23 protein-coding genes are annotated in these 19,137 nt (G+C 67.4%); 5 read left to right on the forward strand and 18 right to left on the reverse strand.

The genetic code is table 11. The annotated features are described in order from the left end of the window. Positions 1 to 2 precede the first annotated feature (2 nt). Together ACSFA5_RS15035 and mscL are read left to right on the forward strand one after the other, a co-directional pair. Entirely contained in the window at positions 3 to 2,549 is a 2,547-nt protein-coding gene (locus ACSFA5_RS15035) for a tetratricopeptide repeat protein (RefSeq protein ID WP_435444846.1), read from the forward strand. A 3-nt stretch (positions 2,550 to 2,552) separates the two neighbouring features. After that, a complete protein-coding gene (gene mscL, locus ACSFA5_RS15040; RefSeq protein WP_435444847.1) occupies positions 2,553 to 2,981 on the forward strand; it encodes a large conductance mechanosensitive channel protein MscL in 429 nt (142 codons plus the stop codon). A gap of 44 nt (positions 2,982 to 3,025) precedes the next feature. Here mscL and pdxA read toward each other — a convergent pair whose 3' ends face one another. Together pdxA and ACSFA5_RS15050 are read right to left on the reverse strand one after the other, a co-directional pair. Next, positions 3,026 to 4,066 (reverse strand): 4-hydroxythreonine-4-phosphate dehydrogenase PdxA, encoded by a 1,041-nt coding sequence (gene pdxA, locus ACSFA5_RS15045; RefSeq protein ID WP_435444848.1) that lies wholly within the window; start codon positions 4,064 to 4,066, stop codon positions 3,026 to 3,028. Further along, the gene (locus tag ACSFA5_RS15050; RefSeq protein WP_435444849.1) at positions 4,063 to 4,836 is read right to left on the reverse strand and encodes a Nif3-like dinuclear metal center hexameric protein; all 774 of its coding nucleotides are present in this window, start codon (positions 4,834 to 4,836) and stop codon (positions 4,063 to 4,065) included. Before ACSFA5_RS15050 ends, pdxA begins: the two co-directional genes overlap by 4 nt. Positions 4,837 to 5,033: 197 nt before the next feature. Here ACSFA5_RS15050 and ACSFA5_RS15055 point away from each other — a divergent pair, with 197 nt between their 5' ends. After that, entirely contained in the window at positions 5,034 to 6,197 is a 1,164-nt protein-coding gene (locus ACSFA5_RS15055) for a trypsin-like peptidase domain-containing protein (RefSeq protein ID WP_435444850.1), read from the forward strand. Between the two features lie 29 nt (positions 6,198 to 6,226). Here ACSFA5_RS15055 and tatC read toward each other — a convergent pair whose 3' ends face one another. The 9 genes from tatC to ACSFA5_RS15100 all read right to left on the reverse strand — a co-directional run bounded on the left by tatC (position 6,227) and on the right by ACSFA5_RS15100 (position 11,160). Next, on the reverse strand, positions 6,227 to 7,036 hold the full coding sequence (tatC, locus tag ACSFA5_RS15060) for a twin-arginine translocase subunit TatC (RefSeq protein ID WP_435444851.1): 810 nt from the start codon (positions 7,034 to 7,036) through the stop codon (positions 6,227 to 6,229). A gap of 66 nt (positions 7,037 to 7,102) precedes the next feature. Further along, complete coding sequence (gene tatB, locus ACSFA5_RS15065) at positions 7,103 to 7,573, reverse strand: Sec-independent protein translocase protein TatB (RefSeq protein ID WP_435444852.1); 471 nt, start codon at positions 7,571 to 7,573, stop codon at positions 7,103 to 7,105. A gap of 13 nt (positions 7,574 to 7,586) precedes the next feature. Then, complete coding sequence (gene tatA / locus ACSFA5_RS15070) at positions 7,587 to 7,829, reverse strand: Sec-independent protein translocase subunit TatA (protein WP_116912174.1); 243 nt, start codon at positions 7,827 to 7,829, stop codon at positions 7,587 to 7,589. A gap of 65 nt (positions 7,830 to 7,894) precedes the next feature. Next, positions 7,895 to 8,254: a histidine triad nucleotide-binding protein gene (locus tag ACSFA5_RS15075; protein ID WP_435444853.1), complete on the reverse strand. Its 360-nt coding sequence runs from the start codon at positions 8,252 to 8,254 to the stop codon at positions 7,895 to 7,897. Then, the gene (locus tag ACSFA5_RS15080; protein WP_435444854.1) at positions 8,244 to 8,633 is read right to left on the reverse strand and encodes a DUF4870 family protein; all 390 of its coding nucleotides are present in this window, start codon (positions 8,631 to 8,633) and stop codon (positions 8,244 to 8,246) included. Before ACSFA5_RS15080 ends, ACSFA5_RS15075 begins: the two co-directional genes overlap by 11 nt. 20 nt (positions 8,634 to 8,653) lie before the next feature. After that, entirely contained in the window at positions 8,654 to 9,058 is a 405-nt protein-coding gene (locus ACSFA5_RS15085; RefSeq protein ID WP_435444855.1) for a phosphoribosyl-ATP diphosphatase, read from the reverse strand. Further along, positions 9,055 to 9,444 carry a phosphoribosyl-AMP cyclohydrolase gene (gene hisI, locus ACSFA5_RS15090; RefSeq protein ID WP_435444856.1) on the reverse strand — a complete coding sequence of 130 codons (390 nt, stop codon included), beginning with the start codon at positions 9,442 to 9,444 and terminating at the stop codon, positions 9,055 to 9,057. The genes ACSFA5_RS15085 and hisI overlap by 4 nt, the downstream gene beginning before the upstream one ends. A gap of 67 nt (positions 9,445 to 9,511) precedes the next feature. After that, positions 9,512 to 10,297, reverse strand: coding sequence for an imidazole glycerol phosphate synthase subunit HisF (gene hisF, locus ACSFA5_RS15095; protein WP_435444857.1), 786 nt, complete (start codon positions 10,295 to 10,297; stop codon positions 9,512 to 9,514). A 29-nt stretch (positions 10,298 to 10,326) separates the two neighbouring features. Beyond that, positions 10,327 to 11,160 (reverse strand): D-hexose-6-phosphate mutarotase, encoded by an 834-nt coding sequence (locus ACSFA5_RS15100; protein ID WP_435444858.1) that lies wholly within the window; start codon positions 11,158 to 11,160, stop codon positions 10,327 to 10,329. A gap of 144 nt (positions 11,161 to 11,304) precedes the next feature. On the opposite strand from ACSFA5_RS15100, the gene ACSFA5_RS15105 reads away from it, so the two are divergent. Both ACSFA5_RS15105 and ACSFA5_RS15110 read left to right on the forward strand, forming a co-directional pair. Continuing rightward, a complete protein-coding gene (locus tag ACSFA5_RS15105; protein ID WP_435444859.1) occupies positions 11,305 to 12,612 on the forward strand; it encodes a dicarboxylate/amino acid:cation symporter in 1,308 nt (435 codons plus the stop codon). A gap of 11 nt (positions 12,613 to 12,623) precedes the next feature. Next, positions 12,624 to 13,523, forward strand: a complete 900-nt coding sequence (locus tag ACSFA5_RS15110; protein ID WP_435444860.1) for an amino acid ABC transporter substrate-binding protein — start codon at positions 12,624 to 12,626, stop codon at positions 13,521 to 13,523. 18 nt (positions 13,524 to 13,541) lie between these two features. Here ACSFA5_RS15110 and ACSFA5_RS15115 read toward each other — a convergent pair whose 3' ends face one another. Genes ACSFA5_RS15115 through ACSFA5_RS15145 form a run of 7 tightly spaced genes read right to left on the reverse strand, consistent with a single transcriptional unit; the run spans position 13,542 to position 19,105 of the window. Beyond that, positions 13,542 to 14,714, reverse strand: coding sequence for an AAA family ATPase (locus ACSFA5_RS15115; RefSeq protein WP_435444861.1), 1,173 nt, complete (start codon positions 14,712 to 14,714; stop codon positions 13,542 to 13,544). A 20-nt stretch (positions 14,715 to 14,734) separates the two neighbouring features. After that, on the reverse strand, positions 14,735 to 15,478 hold the full coding sequence (hisA, locus tag ACSFA5_RS15120) for a 1-(5-phosphoribosyl)-5-[(5-phosphoribosylamino)methylideneamino]imidazole-4-carboxamide isomerase (protein WP_435444862.1): 744 nt from the start codon (positions 15,476 to 15,478) through the stop codon (positions 14,735 to 14,737). 59 nt (positions 15,479 to 15,537) lie between these two features. Next, the gene (hisH, locus tag ACSFA5_RS15125) at positions 15,538 to 16,194 is read right to left on the reverse strand and encodes an imidazole glycerol phosphate synthase subunit HisH (RefSeq protein WP_435444863.1); all 657 of its coding nucleotides are present in this window, start codon (positions 16,192 to 16,194) and stop codon (positions 15,538 to 15,540) included. Positions 16,195 to 16,213: 19 nt separating this feature from the next. Next, complete coding sequence (gene hisB, locus ACSFA5_RS15130) at positions 16,214 to 16,831, reverse strand: imidazoleglycerol-phosphate dehydratase HisB (protein WP_435444864.1); 618 nt, start codon at positions 16,829 to 16,831, stop codon at positions 16,214 to 16,216. Further along, a complete protein-coding gene (gene hisC, locus ACSFA5_RS15135; protein WP_435444865.1) occupies positions 16,828 to 17,919 on the reverse strand; it encodes a histidinol-phosphate transaminase in 1,092 nt (363 codons plus the stop codon). Before hisC ends, hisB begins: the two co-directional genes overlap by 4 nt. Further along, on the reverse strand, positions 17,916 to 18,269 hold the full coding sequence (locus ACSFA5_RS15140; protein WP_435444866.1) for a hypothetical protein: 354 nt from the start codon (positions 18,267 to 18,269) through the stop codon (positions 17,916 to 17,918). Before ACSFA5_RS15140 ends, hisC begins: the two co-directional genes overlap by 4 nt. Further along, on the reverse strand, positions 18,269 to 19,105 hold the full coding sequence (locus ACSFA5_RS15145) for a hypothetical protein (protein ID WP_435444867.1): 837 nt from the start codon (positions 19,103 to 19,105) through the stop codon (positions 18,269 to 18,271). The genes ACSFA5_RS15140 and ACSFA5_RS15145 overlap by 1 nt, the downstream gene beginning before the upstream one ends. Positions 19,106 to 19,137: the final 32 nt, after the last annotated feature.

Raw genomic sequence — 19,137 nt, forward strand, 5'->3', positions numbered from 1 at the left:
TCATGAACTCAACCTCTCCCGCCCCCGCGCCCATGGCGCCGGCCGAAGATGCCGGCCACCTGCTGGAACAGGGGCTGGCGCTGCACCGGGCGAGCCGCATCCCGGAGGCGCTGCAGGTGTACGAAGTGCTGCTCTCGCGCTTTCCGGAACATGCCGATGCGCTGCACCTCACGGGCGAGGCGCTGTGGCGGCAAGGCCGGCCGAAGCTGGCGCTGAACTGGGTGAACCGAGCGATCGCCAGTTCGCCGCACCCCTTCTACTTCAACACCCGCGCCACGATCCTGATGCACATGGGGCTGCTGGCCGAATCGCAGCAGGACCTGCGCCGCGCGATCAAGGCGCTCCCGAACTACCCCGAGGCCTACGTCAACCTGTCGGCGGTGTACCGCCAGCAGAAGAAGTTCCGCCATGCCCGCGAAGCCGCGGCCGAGGCCACGCGGCTTGCGCCGCAGGCGCCCGCGGCCTGGAACAACGCCGGCGCGATCGACATGGAACAAGACCGCTTCGAAGAAGCCGTCGCGCAGTTCGCCCGGGCGCTGGCGCTCGACCCGGGCTACCTCACCGCGCACAAGAACATCGGCAAGATCCGCGCGCACCAGCACGACTGGCAAGGCGCACTGGCATCGCTGGAGCAAGCCCAGGCAGACCCCTGCGACGTCGAAGCGGCCTGCCTGCTGGCGCGCGCGCTGGTCCATTGCGGCCGCCACGACGACGCAGTGGCGCCCATGCAGCGCGCCATGCGCCATGCAACGCCCGAGGTGCGCGCCCGCGCGCTGGCCGAGCCCGACGCCATGGCCGCGCTCTACGGCGTATGCGCCACGCTCGAAGGCGCGGCCATGCGCTTCGCCGAATCGGCGGAGCTGTACCGGCTGGCGCTGGAGTCCATGCCCGAACAGGAGGCGCTGCTCAACAACCTGGGCGCCACGAACTTCCGCCAGGGCCACTACGACGCGGCCATCGAGGTGCTCAGGAAAGCGCTGGCACTGCATCCGCGCCAGGTGCTCGCGCGCTGCAACCTGGGCGTGACCTACGTGATGGCCGGGCAGTCGGAGGCGGCCATCGCGGAGTTCGAGCAGTGCCTGCGCGACGACCCCGACTTCATGCCGGCCATGGTGTGGATGCTGGGCGAAAAGACCCACATCGCACGCTGGGAGGGCGTGCCCGAACTGCGCGAGCGCATCGCCGCGCACCTGGACAACCCCGGCAACGAACAGACCGTGTCGTCGTTCATCCTCATGTCGAACTACGACGACGCGAAGCGCCTGAAAACCTGGACGCAGCGTTCGGCGACGCTGGCCGACGCGAACCTGGGCATCAGGCCCTTCGCCGATGCCGCCACGCGGCGCACGGCGCCGCGCATCCGCGTGGGCTACTACTCGTTCGACTTTCGCAACCATCCCGTGGCCCACCTGACGGCGGAGCTCTTCGGCCTGCACGACCGCCATGCGTTCGAGGTGTTCGTCTACTCCTACGGCCCCGACGACGGGCATCCGGCGCGCACGCGCATCGCCGCATCGGCCGAGCACTTCGTCGACCTGCAGGGGCAGTCGATCCAGCAGATGGCCGAGCGCATCCGCGAGGACGAGATCGACATCCTGATCGACCTGTCGGGCGACACGCGCGGCGCCCGGCCGCAGCTGATGGCCTGCCGCGCGGCGCCCGCGCAGATCATGTGGCTGGGCTACATGGGCACCAGCGGCACACCCAGCTACGACTACCTGGTGTCCGACAACTTTCTCGCGCCGCCCGGCACGGAAGACTGCTACACCGAAAAGCTGCTGCGCCTGCCCGAGACCTTCCAGGTGATCGACACGCAGCGTCCGGTCAATGCACGCCAGGCCACGCGCGCCGACCACGGCCTGCCCGAAGACGCCTTCGTGCTGTGCAACTTCTCGCAGTCTTTCAAGATCCAGCCCGAGACCTTCGACGCCTGGGTGCGCATCGTGCAGGGCATTCCGCACGCGGTGCTGTGGCTGGCGCAGGGGCCCGAGGGCTTCGAGCACAACCTGCGCGCGCACTGGGAGCGGGCGGGCCTGGCGAGCGGCCGGCTGATCGTGTCGCCGCGCATGCCGGTCGAGCAGCACCTGGCGCGCATCGGCCTGGCCGACCTGTTCATCGACACCTTCCCCTACAGCAGCGGCGCGACCGCGAACGACGTGCTGTGGTCGGGCGTGCCGCTGCTGGCGCTCACGGGCACGACCATGGTGTCGCGCATGGCGGGCAGCCTGCTGCATGCCATCGGCCTGTCCGAACTGGTGGCCACGGACCACGCCGACTACGTGCGCAAGGCCGTTCACTTCGCCACGCACCGCGGCGAACTCGCGGCGCTGCGCGCACGCCTCGCGCAGGCCAAGGACGCGCGCCGCGGCTACTTCGACACGCCGCGCTTCGTGCGGCATCTCGAGGACGGATTCAGGCAGATTGCCGCGCGCAGCCGCGCGGGGCTGCCGGCCGCGCACATCGATGTGGCCGCGCAACCGGATGACAAACAGCCGATCGCGGGCATACTCGGCCTTCCCTCAACAAGCAAAGCTCAAGCAGCCATTTGAATCATGAGCATCGTCAGTGAATTCAAGGAATTTGCCGTCAAGGGCAATGTGATCGACCTCGCGGTGGGCGTGATCATTGGCGGCGCGTTCGGCAAGATCGTCGACTCGCTCGTGGCCGACATCATCATGCCGATCGTGGGCCTGGTGTTCGGCAGGCTCGACTTCTCGAACCTCTTCGTGGTGCTGGGCACCGCACCGCCCGGCGTGGCGAACACGCTGGCCGACCTGAAGAAGGCCGGCGTGCCGGTGCTGGCCTACGGTAACTTCATCACCATCGCGGTCAACTTCGTGATCCTGGCTTTCATCATCTTCATGATGGTCAAGCAGATCAACCGCCTGAAGCGCAACGACGAACCGGCCGCGGCACCCGCCACGCCTGAAGACGTGGTGCTGCTGCGCGAGATTCGCGACAGCCTCAAGCAACGTCCTTGAGCACGAAGGCGCATTCAGGCGCCTTCAGGTAGCCCGGGCGCCGTTCACGCGCCCTTGAGCACCCTGGCCATGCGCAGCGCCTCGACGAGGCTGGACGCATCGGCCCGCCCCGTGCCCGCGATGTCGAACGCGGTGCCGTGGTCGGGGCTGGTGCGCACCAGCGGCAGGCCCAGCGTCACGTTCACGCCCTTCTCCACGCCCAGGTACTTGACCGGGATCAGGCCCTGGTCGTGGTACATCGCCACCACCACGTCGAACTCGCCGCTGGACGGCACGCCGGCCTTGGCGCGCGCGCGCATGAAGACCGTGTCGGGCGCATGAGGTCCGCGGGCGTCGATGCCTTCGGCGCGCGCCGCCTCGATGGCCGGCGCAATGATCTCGCGCTCTTCCGAGCCGAACAGGCCGCCCTCCCCCGCATGCGGGTTAAGGCCCGCCACGCCGATGCGCGGCACGCGGCCCAGCGCATGGCTCAGCGCGCGGTGCGTGATGCGCAGCGTGTCGAGCACGCCCTCGAAGCGCACCGCCTCGATGGCGTGGCGCAGCGACATGTGGATGCTGACGAGCACGGTGCGCAGCTCGTCGTTGGCCAGCATCATGCGTACAGGCACCTCGGCCACGGTGCGCCCCAGGTGCGCGGCCGCCTCGGCCTGCAGCAGCTCGGTGTGGCCGGGGTACGGAAAGCCCGCGGCGGACAGCGCTTCTTTGTGCAGCGGCGCGGTGACGATGGCGCCGATCTCGCCGCGCAGCGCAGCCCGCGCGGCCCACACTACGCATTCGCCCGCCACGCGGCCGGCCTCCGCGCTGATGCGGCCCTGTTCGACGTGCGACGGCGCAGCGACCACCTGCAGCACCGGGATGCAACGCGGCGGCACGGTGGCGGCCTCGGCGACCGACGCGATCTCGAGCACCGGCCAGGCCGGCTGCCCCGGCGCGGCGAGCGCCTGCGAGGCCCGGCGCACGGTGCCCACATCGCCCGCGACGAAGGCGCCGCGCGTGGCCTCGGGCGCGTCGCGGAAGGCCTTGACGATGATCTCGGGGCCGATGCCCGCGGGGTCGCCCAGGGTGATGGCGATGGCGTCGTTCATGCGGGGTTGTCGATGTCGATGAATTCGTGCACCAGCCCGAGCTGCGCCGCCACGTGCCCGGCCACCGCCTGGGCGCCGTAGCGCTCGGTGGCGTGATGCCCGCAGGCCAGGTAGGCGACGCCCATCTCGCGTGCGTAGTGGGCCTGCGGCTCGGAGATCTCGCCGGTGAGGAAGGCGTCCGCGCCTGCGGCGATGGCGGCCTCGAAGTAGCCTTGCGCGCCGCCTGTGCACCACGCTATGTTTTTAATAGCGCGATATGCATTATCGACGAGCGTTACCGGCCTTTTCAGCACCGATTCGACGTGCGTGGCGAGCGCTCGGGCATCGGCAAAGCCCGCGCCGCTTTCCTGGGTGCCCAGAAAGCCGAGTTCCTGCTCGCCGAAGCGCCCGCCAGCGCCGGCGTGCGCCACGAGCCCCAGCTGCAGCCCGAGCTGTGCGTTGTTGCCGAGTTCCGGATGGGCGTCCAGCGGCAGGTGGTAGGCGAACAGGTTGACGTCGGCGCCCAGCAGCAGGCCCAGGCGCTGCTTCATCCAGCCGGTGACGCGCCCGTCCTGGCCGCGCCAGAACAGGCCGTGGTGAACGAAGATGGCGTCGGCCTCGGCGTGGATCGCGGCCTCGATCAACGCGCGGCTGGCGGTGACGCCCGAGACGATCTTGCGGACCACGGTGCGGCCCTCGACCTGCAGGCCGTTGGGTCCGTAGTCCTTGAAGCGGCCGGGGGCCAGCAGCAGGTCGAATGCGTGAAGCAATTCGTGGCGGGTGGTGCTCATCGCGACATTGTCGCGCCGCCTCGGCAAGCCGCGCCGGTGCGCCGGGCCTTACGCCACGCAGCGCGTGGGTGCCATGTGTCGGCCAACAGCCCCCTCTTCGACCTGGCAGTGCGGTCTCCGGCGCGCACGATTGGGAGACAATTGACAACGTTGCTGCGCCTCGAAGCAGCCTTGACCGTCTTTCTCTCCAATCTTTCATGAAACGCACCTGGCTGCTCTTTGCCCAAGCCGTGACCGTCCTGCTGGCGGCCTACTTCGTCGTTGCAACGCTCAAGCCCGAGTGGATCCACAAGCGCTCGACGTCGCTGGGCGGCGTGGTGTCCATCGTGGAGGCGCCGACGGGCGGCGCTGCCGTCGCGGCGCCCGGCAGCCTGAGCGTGCCGGCCAAGAAGGCCTCGCCCGCGGTGGTGAGCATCAACACCAGCAAGGCCGCGCAGCGCCACCCGCGCAGCAACGACCCTTGGTTCCGCTTCTTCTTCGGCGACCAGGACGACCAGCCCCAGGTGGGCCTGGGCAGCGGCGTGATCGTCAGCCCCGACGGCTACATCCTCACCAACAACCACGTGGTCGAGGGCGCCGACGAGATCGAGGTGACGTTGAACGACAGCCGCCACGCGCGCGGCAAGGTGATCGGCACCGACCCCGACACCGACCTGGCCGTGCTGAAGATCGAGCTCGACAAGCTCCCCGTGATCGTGCTGGGCGACTCCGATGCATTGCTGGTGGGCGACCAGGTGCTGGCCATCGGCAACCCGTTCGGCGTGGGGCAGACGGTGACCAGCGGCATCGTCTCGGCGCTGGGGCGCAACCAGCTGGGCATCAACAACTTCGAGAACTTCATCCAGACCGACGCGGCCATCAACCCGGGCAACTCGGGCGGCGCGTTGATCGACGTCAACGGCAACCTGCAGGGCATCAATACCGCCATCTACTCGCGCTCGGGCGGCAGCATGGGCATCGGCTTCGCCATTCCGGTGTCGATGGCCAAGATCGTGCTCGAGGGGATCGTCAAGGACGGTCAGGTGCGCCGCGGCTGGATCGGCGTGGAGCCGAACGAACTGTCGCCCGAACTGGCCGAGACCTTCGGCGTGAAGGCGGATGCGGGCGTCATCATCACCGGCGTGCTGCAGAACGGCCCGGCCGCCAAGGCGGGCATTCGCCCGGGTGACGTGATCACCTCGGTGGGCGAAAAGAAGACGGACAGTGTGCAGGCGCTGCTGACCGCGGTGGCGGGCCTGAAGCCCGGCAGCTCCTCACGGTTCGCGTTGCAGCGCGGCAGCGACAAGATGGAGCTGGATGTGACGCCGGGGCTGCGACCGAAGAGCCCCGTCAAGCAGGTGCCCGCCCAACAACCCGAATAACGGGCCGGCGGGCCGGTCGGGTCAACCGATCAGGACTGCGCCGAGTCGGCGCTTTCCTCTTCTTCGGGCTTCCTGCCGCTCCTGGCGAAGTACTTGGCACCCAGGATGCCGACTTCGTAGAGCACGCACATCGGCACTGCCAGCGCCAGTTGAGACACCACGTCGGGCGGCGTCAGCACGGCGGCCACCACGAAGGCCACCACGATGAAGTAGCCGCGGAAAGACTTCAGCTTCTCGATGGTGACCATCTCGAAGCGCACCAGCAGCATCACCACGATCGGCACCTGGAAAGCCACGCCGAAGGCGATGTACAGCGAGAGGATGGCCTCGACGTACGAAGAGATGTCGGGCGTCGCCTGCACCGCGGCCGGCGCAAATCGCTGGATGAAGCTGAACATCTTGTCGAGCACGAACAGCTGCACGAAGGCGATGCCGCTGTAGGCCAGCAGGCTGCCGAAGAAGATCAGCGGCAGCGCGAACTTGCGCTCATGACTGTAGAGCCCGGGCGCCACGAACATCCATGCCTGGTACATGAGCCAGGGCAGCGCCAGTAGCACGGCCGCCATCATCAACACCTTCAGCGGCACGAAGAACGGCGAGAACACACCGATGGCGATCAGCTTCGCGTCGTGCGGCATGTGCGCCTTGATCGGCATCGCGATGATGTCGATCAGCCCGCCGGGGCCCGGCCAGATGGACAGCAGGATGCCCGCGATCACCAGGCCGTAGACGCAATAGAGCAGGCGGTCGCGAAGCTCGACCAGGTGAGCCACGAACGGCTGTTCGGTGCCCGCCAGCTCGTCTTCTTTGTCGTTGTTCTTGTTGTCGGAATCGGCCATTGGAAAAGAAGATAGCGTGACGTCGGCCGGCGTGCGGCGCTCGGGGAACGCGGTGGTGGGGGTGCGCTAGTTGATCTTGTTGATCGTGTGCGGGCGGAAGCGGGCGACCCGTGCCGCGCCCGACAGCGCCTTGGTGCGCACGCCGTTGCGCGACTTGTACCACTGCGGCGTGGCGCCCTGCTTCAGGCGCCAGTTCTTGCGCGGATGCTTGTATTCGGGCGGCGCGGGCGGCTCGGGTTCGGCCAGCGCCGAGAGTGTTTCGCCCGAACCGCTGAACTGCTTCTCGAAGTCGCTCGCGCCGGTGTGGATGCTGTGCTCGACGTCGCGGGCCGCATCCTCCACGGTGGTCTTCATCTTGCGGAGCTCGTCGAGCTCCATCGAGCGGTTGACTTCGGACTTGACGTCGTTCACGTAGCGCTGCGCCTTGCCGAGCAGGGTGCCCACGGTGCGCGCCACGCGAGGCAGCTTTTCCGGACCGATGACGATCAGCGCCACGACGCCGATCATCGCCAGCTTCTCGATACCGAGGTCGAACACGTGCGGTCCGCGCTCAGGACTTCTGACGCGCTTCGACGTCGATGGTCGACTTGTCGTTGACCGGCTGGCCGGTCACTTGCTGGGCGGGTGCCGAAGTGCCGGCGGGCGCGTCGGCGCTGCCGTCCTTCATGCCGTCCTTGAAGCCCTTGACGGCGCCGCCAAGGTCCGAACCCATGTTGCGCAGCTTCTTGGTGCCGAAGATCATGACCACGACGAGCAGCACGATCAGCCAGTGCCAGATGGAAAAAGAACCCATGGAGAACTCCTAAGAATGTGTCCGATTTTAGTCGGGCGAAATGTGACAGTTTGGCTTAAGCGTACTCAGCCGCGAAGCCATGGCCGGGGACCGCCCATGACATGGACATGGAGATGGTGAACCTCCTGCCCGCCCTCGTTGCCGGTGTTCACGACCACCCGGAAACCGCCCTCCGGATAGGGCTTGCAGCCCTGCTCCAGTGCCAGCCTGGGGGCCAGCGTCATGATCTTGCCCATGAGCGCCGCGTCCTCGGGCGTGAGCTGCGCCATCGAGGCGATGTGCTTTTTGGGCACCATCATGAAATGCACCGGCGCCCAGGGCGCGATGTCGTGAAAGGCGAACAGGTCGTCGTCTTCGTAGACCTTGCGCGAGGGGATCTTGCCTTCGACGATCTTGCAGAAGACGCAATTCGGGTCAGATGACATCTTGGGGTTCCATGGGGCGGCTGTCGTTCATGCGGATCATGCCTTTCACGATCCGGTACAGGAACCACAGCGAAATCAGGCTCCAGGCGATCCAGCCGGGGATGAAGAAGAGCAGCCAGAGCCACGACGTCACGATGTAGAGCAACCCGGCCCACAGCACCGAGCGGATGCGCCAGCTGAAATGCGAGGCCTGCCAGGTGCCGGCTGCGTCGTCGCGTTTCACGAAGTCGATCACCAGCGCCAGCAGGAGCAGCAGCACGGAGGCCTGCGCCCCCGGCACGACGGCGCCGATGGCCACGATCAGGTGGAGGATGTAACTCACCCAGCCCCAGGTCTTGAGGGAATCGTCGGGTTTCATGTTCACGATGTCGTTGGCCATGAGGGGTGTCCTTTCAACCGTTAACCGTTGCCGTTGCCGGCCTCGCGGGCCTGCACCTTGCGCAGCGCCTTTTCCTCGATGCCGCTGGTGCCCTCGCGGCGCTCGAGCTCCGCGGTGACGTCGGCGGGCGAAAAACCGTAGTGCGCCAGCGCCACCATGGTGTGGAACCACAGGTCGGCCACTTCGTTCACTATTTTCGAGCGGTCGCCACCGTGGTCGGCGTCCTTGGCGGCCATCACGACCTCGGTGGCTTCCTCGCCGATCTTCTTCAGGAAGGCATCGGGGCCCTTGTGCAGCAGCCGGGCGGCGTAGCTCTTCTCGGGGTCGCCGCCGTTCGCGGGCAGGCGGCTCTCGATGACGGCGGCCAGGCGTGCCAGGGCATCGACGGACGAGGAAAGACTGGGGTTGTTCACCGTGGCGGTCATTTGTAGATCGACTCCGGGTCTTTCAGCACGGGTTCGACCACCGTCCACTGACCCTTTTCGTACTTGCTGAAGAAGCAGCTGTGGCGCCCCGTGTGGCAGGCGATGCCGGGCTCGTGGCCGAGCTGGGTGACCTTGAGCAGCACCACGTCGTTGTCGCAGTCCAGGCGGATCTCGTGCACGGTCTGCACGTGGCCCGACTCCTCGCCCTTGAACCACAGCTTGTTGCGCGAGCGGCTGAAATACACCGCACGGCCCAGCTCGGCGGTCTTTTCGAGCGCCTCGCGGTTCATCCAGGCGAACATCAGGACGTCGTTGCTGCCCTGCTCCTGCGCGATGACCGGCACCAGGCCGTTCGCGTCCCACTTCACTTCATCGAGCCATTTCATCGCGGTATTGTCGGGGATAGAAAAAGACCCTTGAGGGGCGTTCGAACGCGGCCCCGGGGGCGTTCGCTCAGCGATCGATCCGCACGGGAATGCCCCGCGCGGCCATGCGGGCCTTGGCCTCGCCCACGGTGTGCTCGCCGTAGTGGAAGATGCTGGCCGCCAGCACCGCGTCGGCGCCGCCGGTCTGGATGCCGTCGGCCAGGTCGTCCAGGCTGCCCACGCCGCCCGAGGCGATCACCGGCACGTTGACCGCATTGCTCACCGCGCGGGTCAGCTCCAGGTCGAAGCCGCTCTTGGTGCCGTCGCGGTCCATGCTGGTCAGCAGGATCTCGCCGGCGCCGCGTCGCGCCATCTCGGTGGCCCACGCCACGGCGTCCAGGCCGGTGTTCTTGCGCCCGCCATGGCTGTACACGTCCCAGCCGGCACCGCGGGTAGCGGCCTCTTCGGGGCTGCGGCGCTTGGCGTCGATGGCAACCACGATGCACTGCGAGCCGTACTTCTGCGAGGCGGCGTCGATCACGTTCGGGTCGGCGATGGCGGCGGAGTTGAAGCTGGTCTTGTCGGCGCCCGCGTTGAGCAGCCGGCGCACGTCGGCCACGGTGCGCACGCCGCCGCCCACGGTCAGCGGAATGAAGACCTGCGAGGCCACCGCCTCGATGATGGGAAGGATCAGGTCACGCCCGTCGCTGGTGGCGGTGATGTCGAGGAAGGTGAGCTCGTCGGCGCCTTGCGCGTTGTAGCGTGCGGCAATCTCGACCGGATCGCCCGCGTCGCGCAGTTCGAGAAAGTTGACACCCTTGACGACACGGCCGCCGGTGACGTCGAGGCAGGGAATGATGCGTTTGGCAAGCATGGGGTGGACCAGAAAAAGAACCGGATGAATCAGAGAACGCGCAGCTGTTGCCAGCCCTGCCATTGGGCGCCGGGCGCCAGCAGCACGGGCTCGTCGATGCGGGCGGCCTCCACGCACAGCATGTGGCGAAAGCCGTCCGCGGGCATGTCGGCGAGTTTCGCACCGAGCACCGCGCCGGGGTTCCACACCACCGTTTCGCTGCAGCTCGCGCTTTGCGAAATCTCGAGCTTGCCGCCCGGCTGCACGAGCCGCAGCGGCTGGGCGGGCGCGGCGTACACGCTGTCGAACTCTGCATCGAAATGCAACGCCGCCGCGGTTTCCACGTGGCGGTCGTCGCGCAGCGAATCCCAGCGGTTGGCACCCTGCAGGCCTTCGAGCCGCACATCGGCGATGTCGTCCACGCGCAGGTAGGTGTGCAGCGCCGCTGTGAAGGTCCAGGGCGCGCGGTCGATGTTGATCAGCGTGAGCGTCGTGCGCAGCTGGCCGCGCGACAGGGCGGCTTCGAGCTGCGCCTCGAAAGCGTGCGGCCAGAGCTTGCGGGTGGCGTCTGAATCGCGCAGCGTCAGGCGCAGCGTATCGGGCGCGTCCGACGCCTCGTGCTTCCAAGGCAAATTGCGCATGAAGCCATGCTTGGGCAACATGCCGCGCTGGTTGAACTGGGGGCAGCAAACGGGTACGCCGCCGCGGATGGCGGTATGCCCGTCGAACACCGCCGAAGGGCTCAGGTAGAGCCTTTCCACCCCGTCGCCCGCGGTCCAGGAGAGCACTTGCGCGCCATGCAAAGCGACGGTGAGGGTGCTTTCGTCGGGGCCTGCAACGCGCAATGCGGGCTGGCCGCGAAACTCGATCGGGGTGATTTGCATGGCCGGAATTGTAGGCAGCGCCCGCGCGGTGGCACGGAATTGGCATCGGGGCCCATTGCGTGCACGGGGCCTTCTTGGATACCCTGTGACCGCTTCAGTCCCGTGCTCGAAAAAATCACTCACACACGACAAAAGGGGATACGCATGAAGAAAAAGCTGCCGATGGCCGCCTGGATCCTGATTGCCATGGTGCTAGGCATCATCGTGGGCTACATGATCTTCACGAGCTTCCCGGACAAGAAAGCCGCCAAGGAGATCGCCGACTACGTCTCCATCGTCTCGGACGTGTTCCTGCGCCTGATCAAGATGCTGATCGGCCCGCTGGTGTTCTCCACGCTGGTGGTGGGCATCGCGCACATGGGCGACGCCAAGTCGGTCGGACGCGTGTTCGGCAAGGCCATCGGCTGGTTCCTGACCGCCTCGCTGGTGTCGCTGGTCATCGGCCTGATCATGGCCAACCTGCTCAAGCCCGGCGAGAACCTGGGCCTGCCGCTGCCCGACATCGGCGCCTCGGCCAACCTGGCCACCTCCAAGTTCACGCTGAAAGACTTTGTCAGTCACACGGTGCCCAAGTCGTTCGTGGAAGCCATGGCCAACAACGAGATCCTGCAGATCGTGGTGTTCTCGATGTTCTTCGGCGTGGCGCTCGCCTCGCTGGGCGACAAGGCCAGGACGCTGGTGGCCGCCATCGAGGAGCTTTCGCACGCCATGCTCAAGATCACGGGCTACGTGATGAAGCTCGCGCCGCTGGCCGTGCTGGCCGCCATGGCGGCCACGGTGGCGGTGAACGGCCTGAGCATCCTGCTGAAGTTCGCCGTGTTCATGGGCGACTTCTATCTCGGCCTGTTCGTGCTGTGGAGCGTGCTGGTGCTGGCGGGCTTCGTGTTTCTGGGGCCGCGCGTGTTCAAGCTGCTGGTGCTCATCAAGGAGGCCTTCCTGCTGTCCTTTGCCACGGCGAGCTCGGAAGCTGCTTACCCGAAGATCCTGCAGGCGCTCGACCGTTTCGGCGTGAAGCGCAAGATTTCGAGCTTCGTGATGCCGATGGGCTACTCGTTCAACCTGGACGGCTCGATGATGTATTGCACCTTCGCCGTGCTGTTCATCGCGCAGGCCTACAACATCCACATGCCGATCAGCACGCAGGTCACGATGCTGCTGATCCTGATGCTCACATCGAAGGGCATGGCCGGCGTGCCGCGCGCCTCGCTCGTGGTAATTGCCGCCACGCTGAACCACTTCGACATTCCCGAGGCGGGGCTGCTGCTGATCCTGGGCGTGGACACCTTCCTCGACATGGGCCGCTCGGCCACCAACGCGGTGGGCAACTCCATCGCCACCGCGGTGGTCGCCAAATGGGAAGGCGAGCTGCTCTCCGAGAGCGACGCCGACGTCAACGCCCGGGCCATCGACGAGGAAGCCAACGCCACCCTCGCCCACCCGGCGCACGCGTGAGCCGGCACGCCATGAAGCGCATCGGCACGCTTGCATCCGCCTGCGCCGCGTTGCTGGCGGCCCTGGTGCTGGCGGTTCCTGTGCAGGCGCAGGAGCTCACCGGCACACTGGCCAAGGCGCGCTCCACAGGCACCATCGCCCTCGGCTACCGCGAGTCGTCGGTGCCGTTCTCGTACCTCAATGCGCGCAAGGAGCCCATCGGCTATTCGATCGAGCTCTGCCGCTCGCTGGTTGCCTCCATCGAGGACGCGGTGAACAAGAGCTTGGCCATCAAGTGGGTACCCGTGACCTCCGACTCGCGCATCGACGCGGTCGCCAGCGGCAAGGTCGACCTGGAGTGCGGCTCCACCACCAACAACCTCGAGCGGCAGAAGCGCGTGAGCTTCTCGCCCACCATGTTCGTCTCGGGCACCAAGGTGCTGGTGAAGAAGGGCTCGCCCATCAAGTCGTTCCGCGACCTGGCCGGCAAGAAGGTGGCCGTGACGGCCGGCACCACCAACGAGAAGACGCTGCGCGAGCTGTCGGAGAAGTTCAAGCTCGGCATCGACCTGGTCGTGACGCCCGACCATGCGGAATCCTTCGGGCTGGTGAAGAGCGGCCAGGCCGACGCCTTCGCCACCGACGACGTGCTGCTGTACGGCCTGATCGCGCAGGACGCCGCCAAGGCGAACTACGAGGTGGTCGGCGACTTTCTCTCCTACGACCCCTACGGGATCATGTACCGCAAGGACGACCCGCAGCTCAACAAGCTGGTCGTCGACGCCTTCCAGGTGCTGGCCGAAGACGGCGAAATCGAGCGGCAGTACAAGCGCTGGTTCCTGCGCAAGCTGCCCACCGGGGAGAGCATCAACCTGCCGATGAGCGCGCAGCTGGAAACGATCATCCAGACGATGTCGGTGAAGGCCGAATAAGCCTTTCGCCGCCCTGCCCTACCGTGCGGGCCACTCCCAGCGCGGGATCTCGCTCATGTCGAGGTTGGCGATGCGCGTTTCGCCGAACTGCTTTTCGAGCACCACCGGCTGCAGGCCGTCGCTGTCTTCCAGCGCCGCGATCAGCCGCGCGGCATGCGACACCACGATCACCTGCGACTGGCACGCCGCCTGCGCGATGAGGCGGCCGAGCGCGGGCAGCAGGTCGGGGTGCAGGCTCGTTTCCGGCTCGTTGAGCACCAGCAGCGCGGGCGCGCGGGGCGTCAGCAGGGCCGCGATCCACAACAGGTAACGCAGGGTGCCGTCGGACAGTTCCGCCGCCGTCAGAGGCCGCAGCAGGCCGTGCTGGTGCATCAACGTCTCGAAGCGGTCGCCGGTCACCTGGACTTGGACGCGGGCTCCCGGAAAGGCGTCGTCCACGGCACGGTCGAGCGCCTCGCCGTCGCCGATCTCGCGGATGGTCTGCAGCGCCGCGGCCAGGTCGGCGCCGTCGTTGGCGAGCACGGGCGTGCAGGTGCCCAGCTGCGGCTGGCGCGCGGGCGCCTCGGCATCGCAGCGGAAATGGTCGTAGAAGCGCCAGGAGCGCATCTGCTCGCGCAGCGTGAGCATCTCGGGCGCGTCGCGCGGGTCGGCGTGCTCGGTCATCATGCTGGCGAAGGCCGGCATCGGCCGGCCGACGGCCTGCCAGCCCTTGCCGTCGCGCAGGCGCAGCGCGGCACCCTTGCGGTCGACCAGTTGCGTGGAGGGGCGCAGCATCGGGCCGCTCCAGATGGCCTCGTGCTTGATCTGCGGATCGCACGAAAAAGCCGTCGACGGAACCGGCGGCGGCAGGCCGATATCGATGGCGTAGCCGAAATCCTCGCTTTCGACGCCGGCGAAGCCCAGCTTCAGCGCCACCGGCTCGCTGCGCGTGGTGCCTTGCACGGGCACCTCGCCGCGCAACATGGCCGCCGGGAACCGCTCGGGCCCGGCCCACAGCGTGGAAGACAGGCCGCCTTCGCGTACCAGCGAGCGGATCACGCCGCCGTTGGCAATGTCGGCCAGCAGCCGCATCGCCCGGTACACGCTCGATTTGCCGCTGCCGTTGGCGCCGGTCACCAGCGTGAGGCGGCCGAGCGGCACCGTCAGCTGGCGCAGCGAGCGGTAGTTGGCAATGGCGAGCGCGGAGAGCACGCGCTGCTACGGCAAAGGCGTCAGGCGCCTGCCAGCTCGTCCGCGCGGGCTTGCGCCGCGGCGAAATCGAGGTCGCCCGAATAGATGGCGCGTCCGCAAATGACGCCTTCGACGCCCTCGAATTCGACCGCGCAGAGCTTGTCGATGTCGGCCATGTTCGACAGGCCGCCCGAGGCGATCACCGGAATGCTCAGCGCCCGCGCCAGCTTGACGGTGGCCTCGATGTTGATGCCCGAGAGCATGCCGTCGCGGCCGATGTCGGTGTAGATGATCGACTCGACGCCGTAGTCCTCGAACTTCTTGCCCAGGTCGGCCACCTCGTGGCCCGTGAGCTTGCTCCAGCCGTCGGTGGCGACCTTGCCGTCCTTGGCGTCCAGGCCCACGATGATGTGGCCGCCGAAGGCGCTGCAGGCGTCTTTCAGGAAGCCCGGGTTCTTGACCGCGGCGGTGCCGATGATCACGTAGCGCAGGCCGTCGTCGATGTAGCGCTCGATGGTGTCGAGGTCGCGAATGCCGCCGCCGAGCTGCACCGGAATGTCGTCGCCGACTTCCTGCAGGATCGCCTTGATGGCGGCGTGGTTCTGCGGCTTGCCGGCGAAAGCGCCGTTCAGGTCGACCAGGTGCAGCCGGCGCGCGCCGGCGGTGACCCACTTGCGGGCCATGGCGGCAGGGTCTTCGCTGAAGACGGTGGACTGGTCCATGTCGCCCTGCTTGAGGCGAACGCAGTGGCCGTCTTTGAGATCAATGGCGGGAATGAGGAGCATGGAAGTGACGCGAGTGTGCGGAGTCCGGGCTGTGGGGGTTCGGCCCGGACAAAAAAGGTTCAGGGATTCCAGTGGAGGAAGTTGCGATAAAGCTGCAACCCGTGGTCCGCACTCTTCTCGGGGTGGAACTGGGTGGCAAAAATGTTATCGCGTGCAATGGCTGCGGTAAAGCTCGCGCCGTAATCCGCTTCGCCCACGCTGTGCTTCGGGTCGACCGGACAGGCGTAGAAGCTGTGCACGAAATAGAAATAGCTGTCGTCGGGCACGCCCGCCCACACGGGGTGGGGTTGGGCCTGGCGCACCTGGTTCCAGCCCATCTGCGGCACCTTGAAGCGGCTGCCGTCGGGCTGCAGGCGACCGGCCAGGTCGAACTTGACGACCTCGCCCGGAATGAGGCCCAGGCCGTCGGTCGGGCCTTCGTGGCTGTGCGACAGCATCATCTGCATGCCCACGCACACGCCGAACAGCGGCTTGCCGGCCGCCGCCTCGAGCACCGATTCCTGCAGGCCGGACTCGCGCAGTTCGCGCATGCAGTCGGGCATGGCGCCCTGCCCCGGCAGCACCACGCGGGTGGCCTTGCGCACCACGTCGGGGTCGGAGGTGACGAACACCTCCACGCCCACCTGGTCGGCCGCATGGCGCACGGCCTGCGACACCGAGTGCAGGTTGCCCATGCCGTAGTCGACGACCGCGACGGTATTTGCTACGGATTTCATAGCTGTTTGCCGGCGCGCATCACAGCGACCCCTTGGTCGACGGGATCACCCCGACGGAGCGGGGGTCGAGCTCCAGCGCACCGCGCATGGCGCGCGCGAAGGCCTTGAACACTGTTTCGCACTGGTGGTGCGCGTTGATGCCCTTGAGGTTGTCGATGTGCAGCGTGACGAAGGCGTGGTTCACGAAGCCCTGGAAGAACTCGTAGGTGAGCTGGCTGTCGAAGGTGCCGATCATCCCGCTGGTGAAGGGCACGTGCATCACGAGGCCGGGGCGGCCCGAGAAGTCGATGACCACGCGGCTCAGCGCTTCGTCCAGCGGCACGTAGGCATGGCCGTAGCGGCGGATGCCCTTCTTGTCGCCGATGGCCTTGGCCACCGCCTGGCCGAAGGTGATGCCCACGTCTTCCACCGTGTGGTGGCCGTCGATGTGCAGGTCGCCCTGGCAGTCGATGTCCAGGTCGATCAGCCCGTGGCGGGCGATCTGGTCGAGCATGTGGTCGAAGAAACCGATGCCGGTCGAGAGCTTGGCGCGGCCGGTGCCGTCGAGGTTGACGCTGACGCTGATCTTGGTTTCCGCGGTGTTGCGGGTGACGGACGCGATGCGCTCGCCGCTGTCCTGGGGGGTGGGGGTGGTCATAGTGAGGCTTCGAGTGCCGAGAGCATGCGCGCATTCTCGTCGGCCGTTCCGACGGTGAGGCGCAGGCAGTTGGCGAGCAGTTCGTGCATTTTAGAAACGTTCTTCACCAGCACCCCGCGCGCCTTCATGCCCTCGAAGGTCTTGGTGGCATCGGGCACGCGCAAAAGGATCATGTTGGCGTCGCTGGGCCAGGTCTTCACGCCGGCCAAGCGGCCGAGCCCCGTCATCAGGCGCTCGCGCTCCTCGCGGATCTGCCGGGCCTGGGCCTCGAACACCTCGGCGTGCTCCAGCGCGAACAGCGCGCACTCGCAGTTGAGCACGCTGATGTTGTAGGGCGGGCGCACCTTGTCGATCTCGGCGACCAGCGCGGCCGGGCCCATCAGGTAGCCCAGCCGGATGCCGGCCAGGCCGAACTTGCTGAGCGTGCGCATCAGCAGCACGTGGCCGTGCTTCGCGAGCCGGTCGATGTAGCTTTTGGCGGCAAAGGGCTGGTAGGCCTCGTCCATCACCACCAGGCCGCCCTGCGCGCCCTGGGCCTGGACGATCTTCTCGATGACGGCGTCGTCCCAGAGGTTGGCGGTCGGGTTGTTCGGGTAGGCCAGGTAGACGATGGCGGGCTTCTCGCGCGCGATGGCAGCCAGCATGGCGGCCTCGTCGAGCTCGAAATCGGCCGTGAGCGGCACGCCGACGAACCTCAGGCCCTGCAGCTGCGCGCTCATGGCGTACATCACGAAGCCGGGCAGCGGCGCCAGCACCGTGGCGCCGGGCTGGTCGCAGGCGATGTCGAGCAGCGAGATCAGCTCGTCGGAGCCGTTGCCCAGCATCAGGGCGAAGCCTTCGGGCATCTGCGCGTGGGCGGCGAGCGCACGCTGCAGGTCGGCGCCGCGTTCGCCCGGATACCGGTTGAGCGCCAGCGCGCCGAGCCGCGCGCCGAGCTCGGCCTGCAGCGCGGGCGGCAGGCCGAAGGGGTTTTCCATCGCGTCGAGCTTGATGAAGCCGCTGGCGTCCTGCACCGCGTACGCATGCATGGCCCGCACGTCGGAGCGGATGCGGTCGAGCGGGGAGCGGGCGTTTTCAGGAGCGGTCATCGGGTGCAGCGGTAGCTGTTTTTCAGGGCGCCGGCCATGACCAGTTGAACGGGCATGTCGGCTTCGTAGCTGTCGGCGTTGCGGCTCAGCTCGCTCTGGTAGAGCGAGCGGGCCATGGCCGGTTCCAGGCGGCGGCCCTCGACGCAGAACACGGGCGCCTGCCCGTTGCGCTGCGAAGCCTCGACGCCTTCGCGCAGGCCTTCGAGCACACCGACAAGGTAGTAGCTGGCATAGGCCTTGCCGTCTTTTTCGCCAGCCTCGAGCGTGCGCAGCTCGCGGATGCTCATGGCCTGCGCGCCGGCGGCGGCCATCAACGCAAGAAACAAAAAGGCAGCACGTTTCACGGGCATCACTTGCGGTAGCGCGGCGCCGGCGCGTAGGCGCCGTCGGCCGGGAAAGCGCTGGGCTGCGACGGGGTGGCGTCACGGCGCTGGCGGCGGGGGGCGTCTTTTTCTTCGAGCTCGAACAGCGCGGCGCCAATGACGCCGATGTTGCGCACGTCGCCGGCTTCGGTGTTCGCGGCATAGGCACGGCCCGGCGCGGCGAAGCGGAAGGCTGCGACCTCGTTCTGGTTCTTTCGGAAACCCTCGACGGTCAGGGCCTGCAACGGGCGCAGCACGTAGCCGCCGTTGCGCAGGCTGCCGGGCTTGCCGTTCAACACGTCCAGCCCGTCGACCGTGGCGACGACCTCGTAGCTGCGCTCGCTGAGGTTGCGAAAGCGCAGCGTGTAGCGCGAGCCCTGGACGCCGGCCAGGCGGAACATGTCTTCTGCGCCCGCGCCACGGCGTGCGCGCTGCAGCGACAGGGGCTGGCCCTCTTCATCGAGCACCGACCATTCGATGTCGCCGTCCGCCAGCATCAGGCTCAGGCGGCGTTCGGGGTTGTTGCCCACCGCACGGCGCACGGCCGCCGCTTCGTTGTAACCGAGCGAAGCCACGTCGTCCGGCTGGGTTGACAGGCGCGTGGTGACGACCTCCTGTGTCTTCGACTCGCGGCCCTCGCCCCACTGCGTGCCGAGTTGCGGCGCGGGCGCGGCCGGCGCAGGGGCCGCGCGGGAGGTGACACCGACAGCAGACAAGTCGCGCGGCACCTGCGGCATCTGCGTGCAGGCGGCCAGCAGCGCGGCACCGGCAACGAAGCCGGTGGCGAGTCTGGACAGACGCGAACGACAGAGACGGTCAATCATCTTGCTTGCTCCTTCCGGAGGCTTGTCATGGG

Origin of the sequence: Variovorax monticola, from assembly GCF_051216855.1 — a bacterium.
In the GTDB taxonomy this organism is placed as follows: domain Bacteria; phylum Pseudomonadota; class Gammaproteobacteria; order Burkholderiales; family Burkholderiaceae_C; genus Variovorax.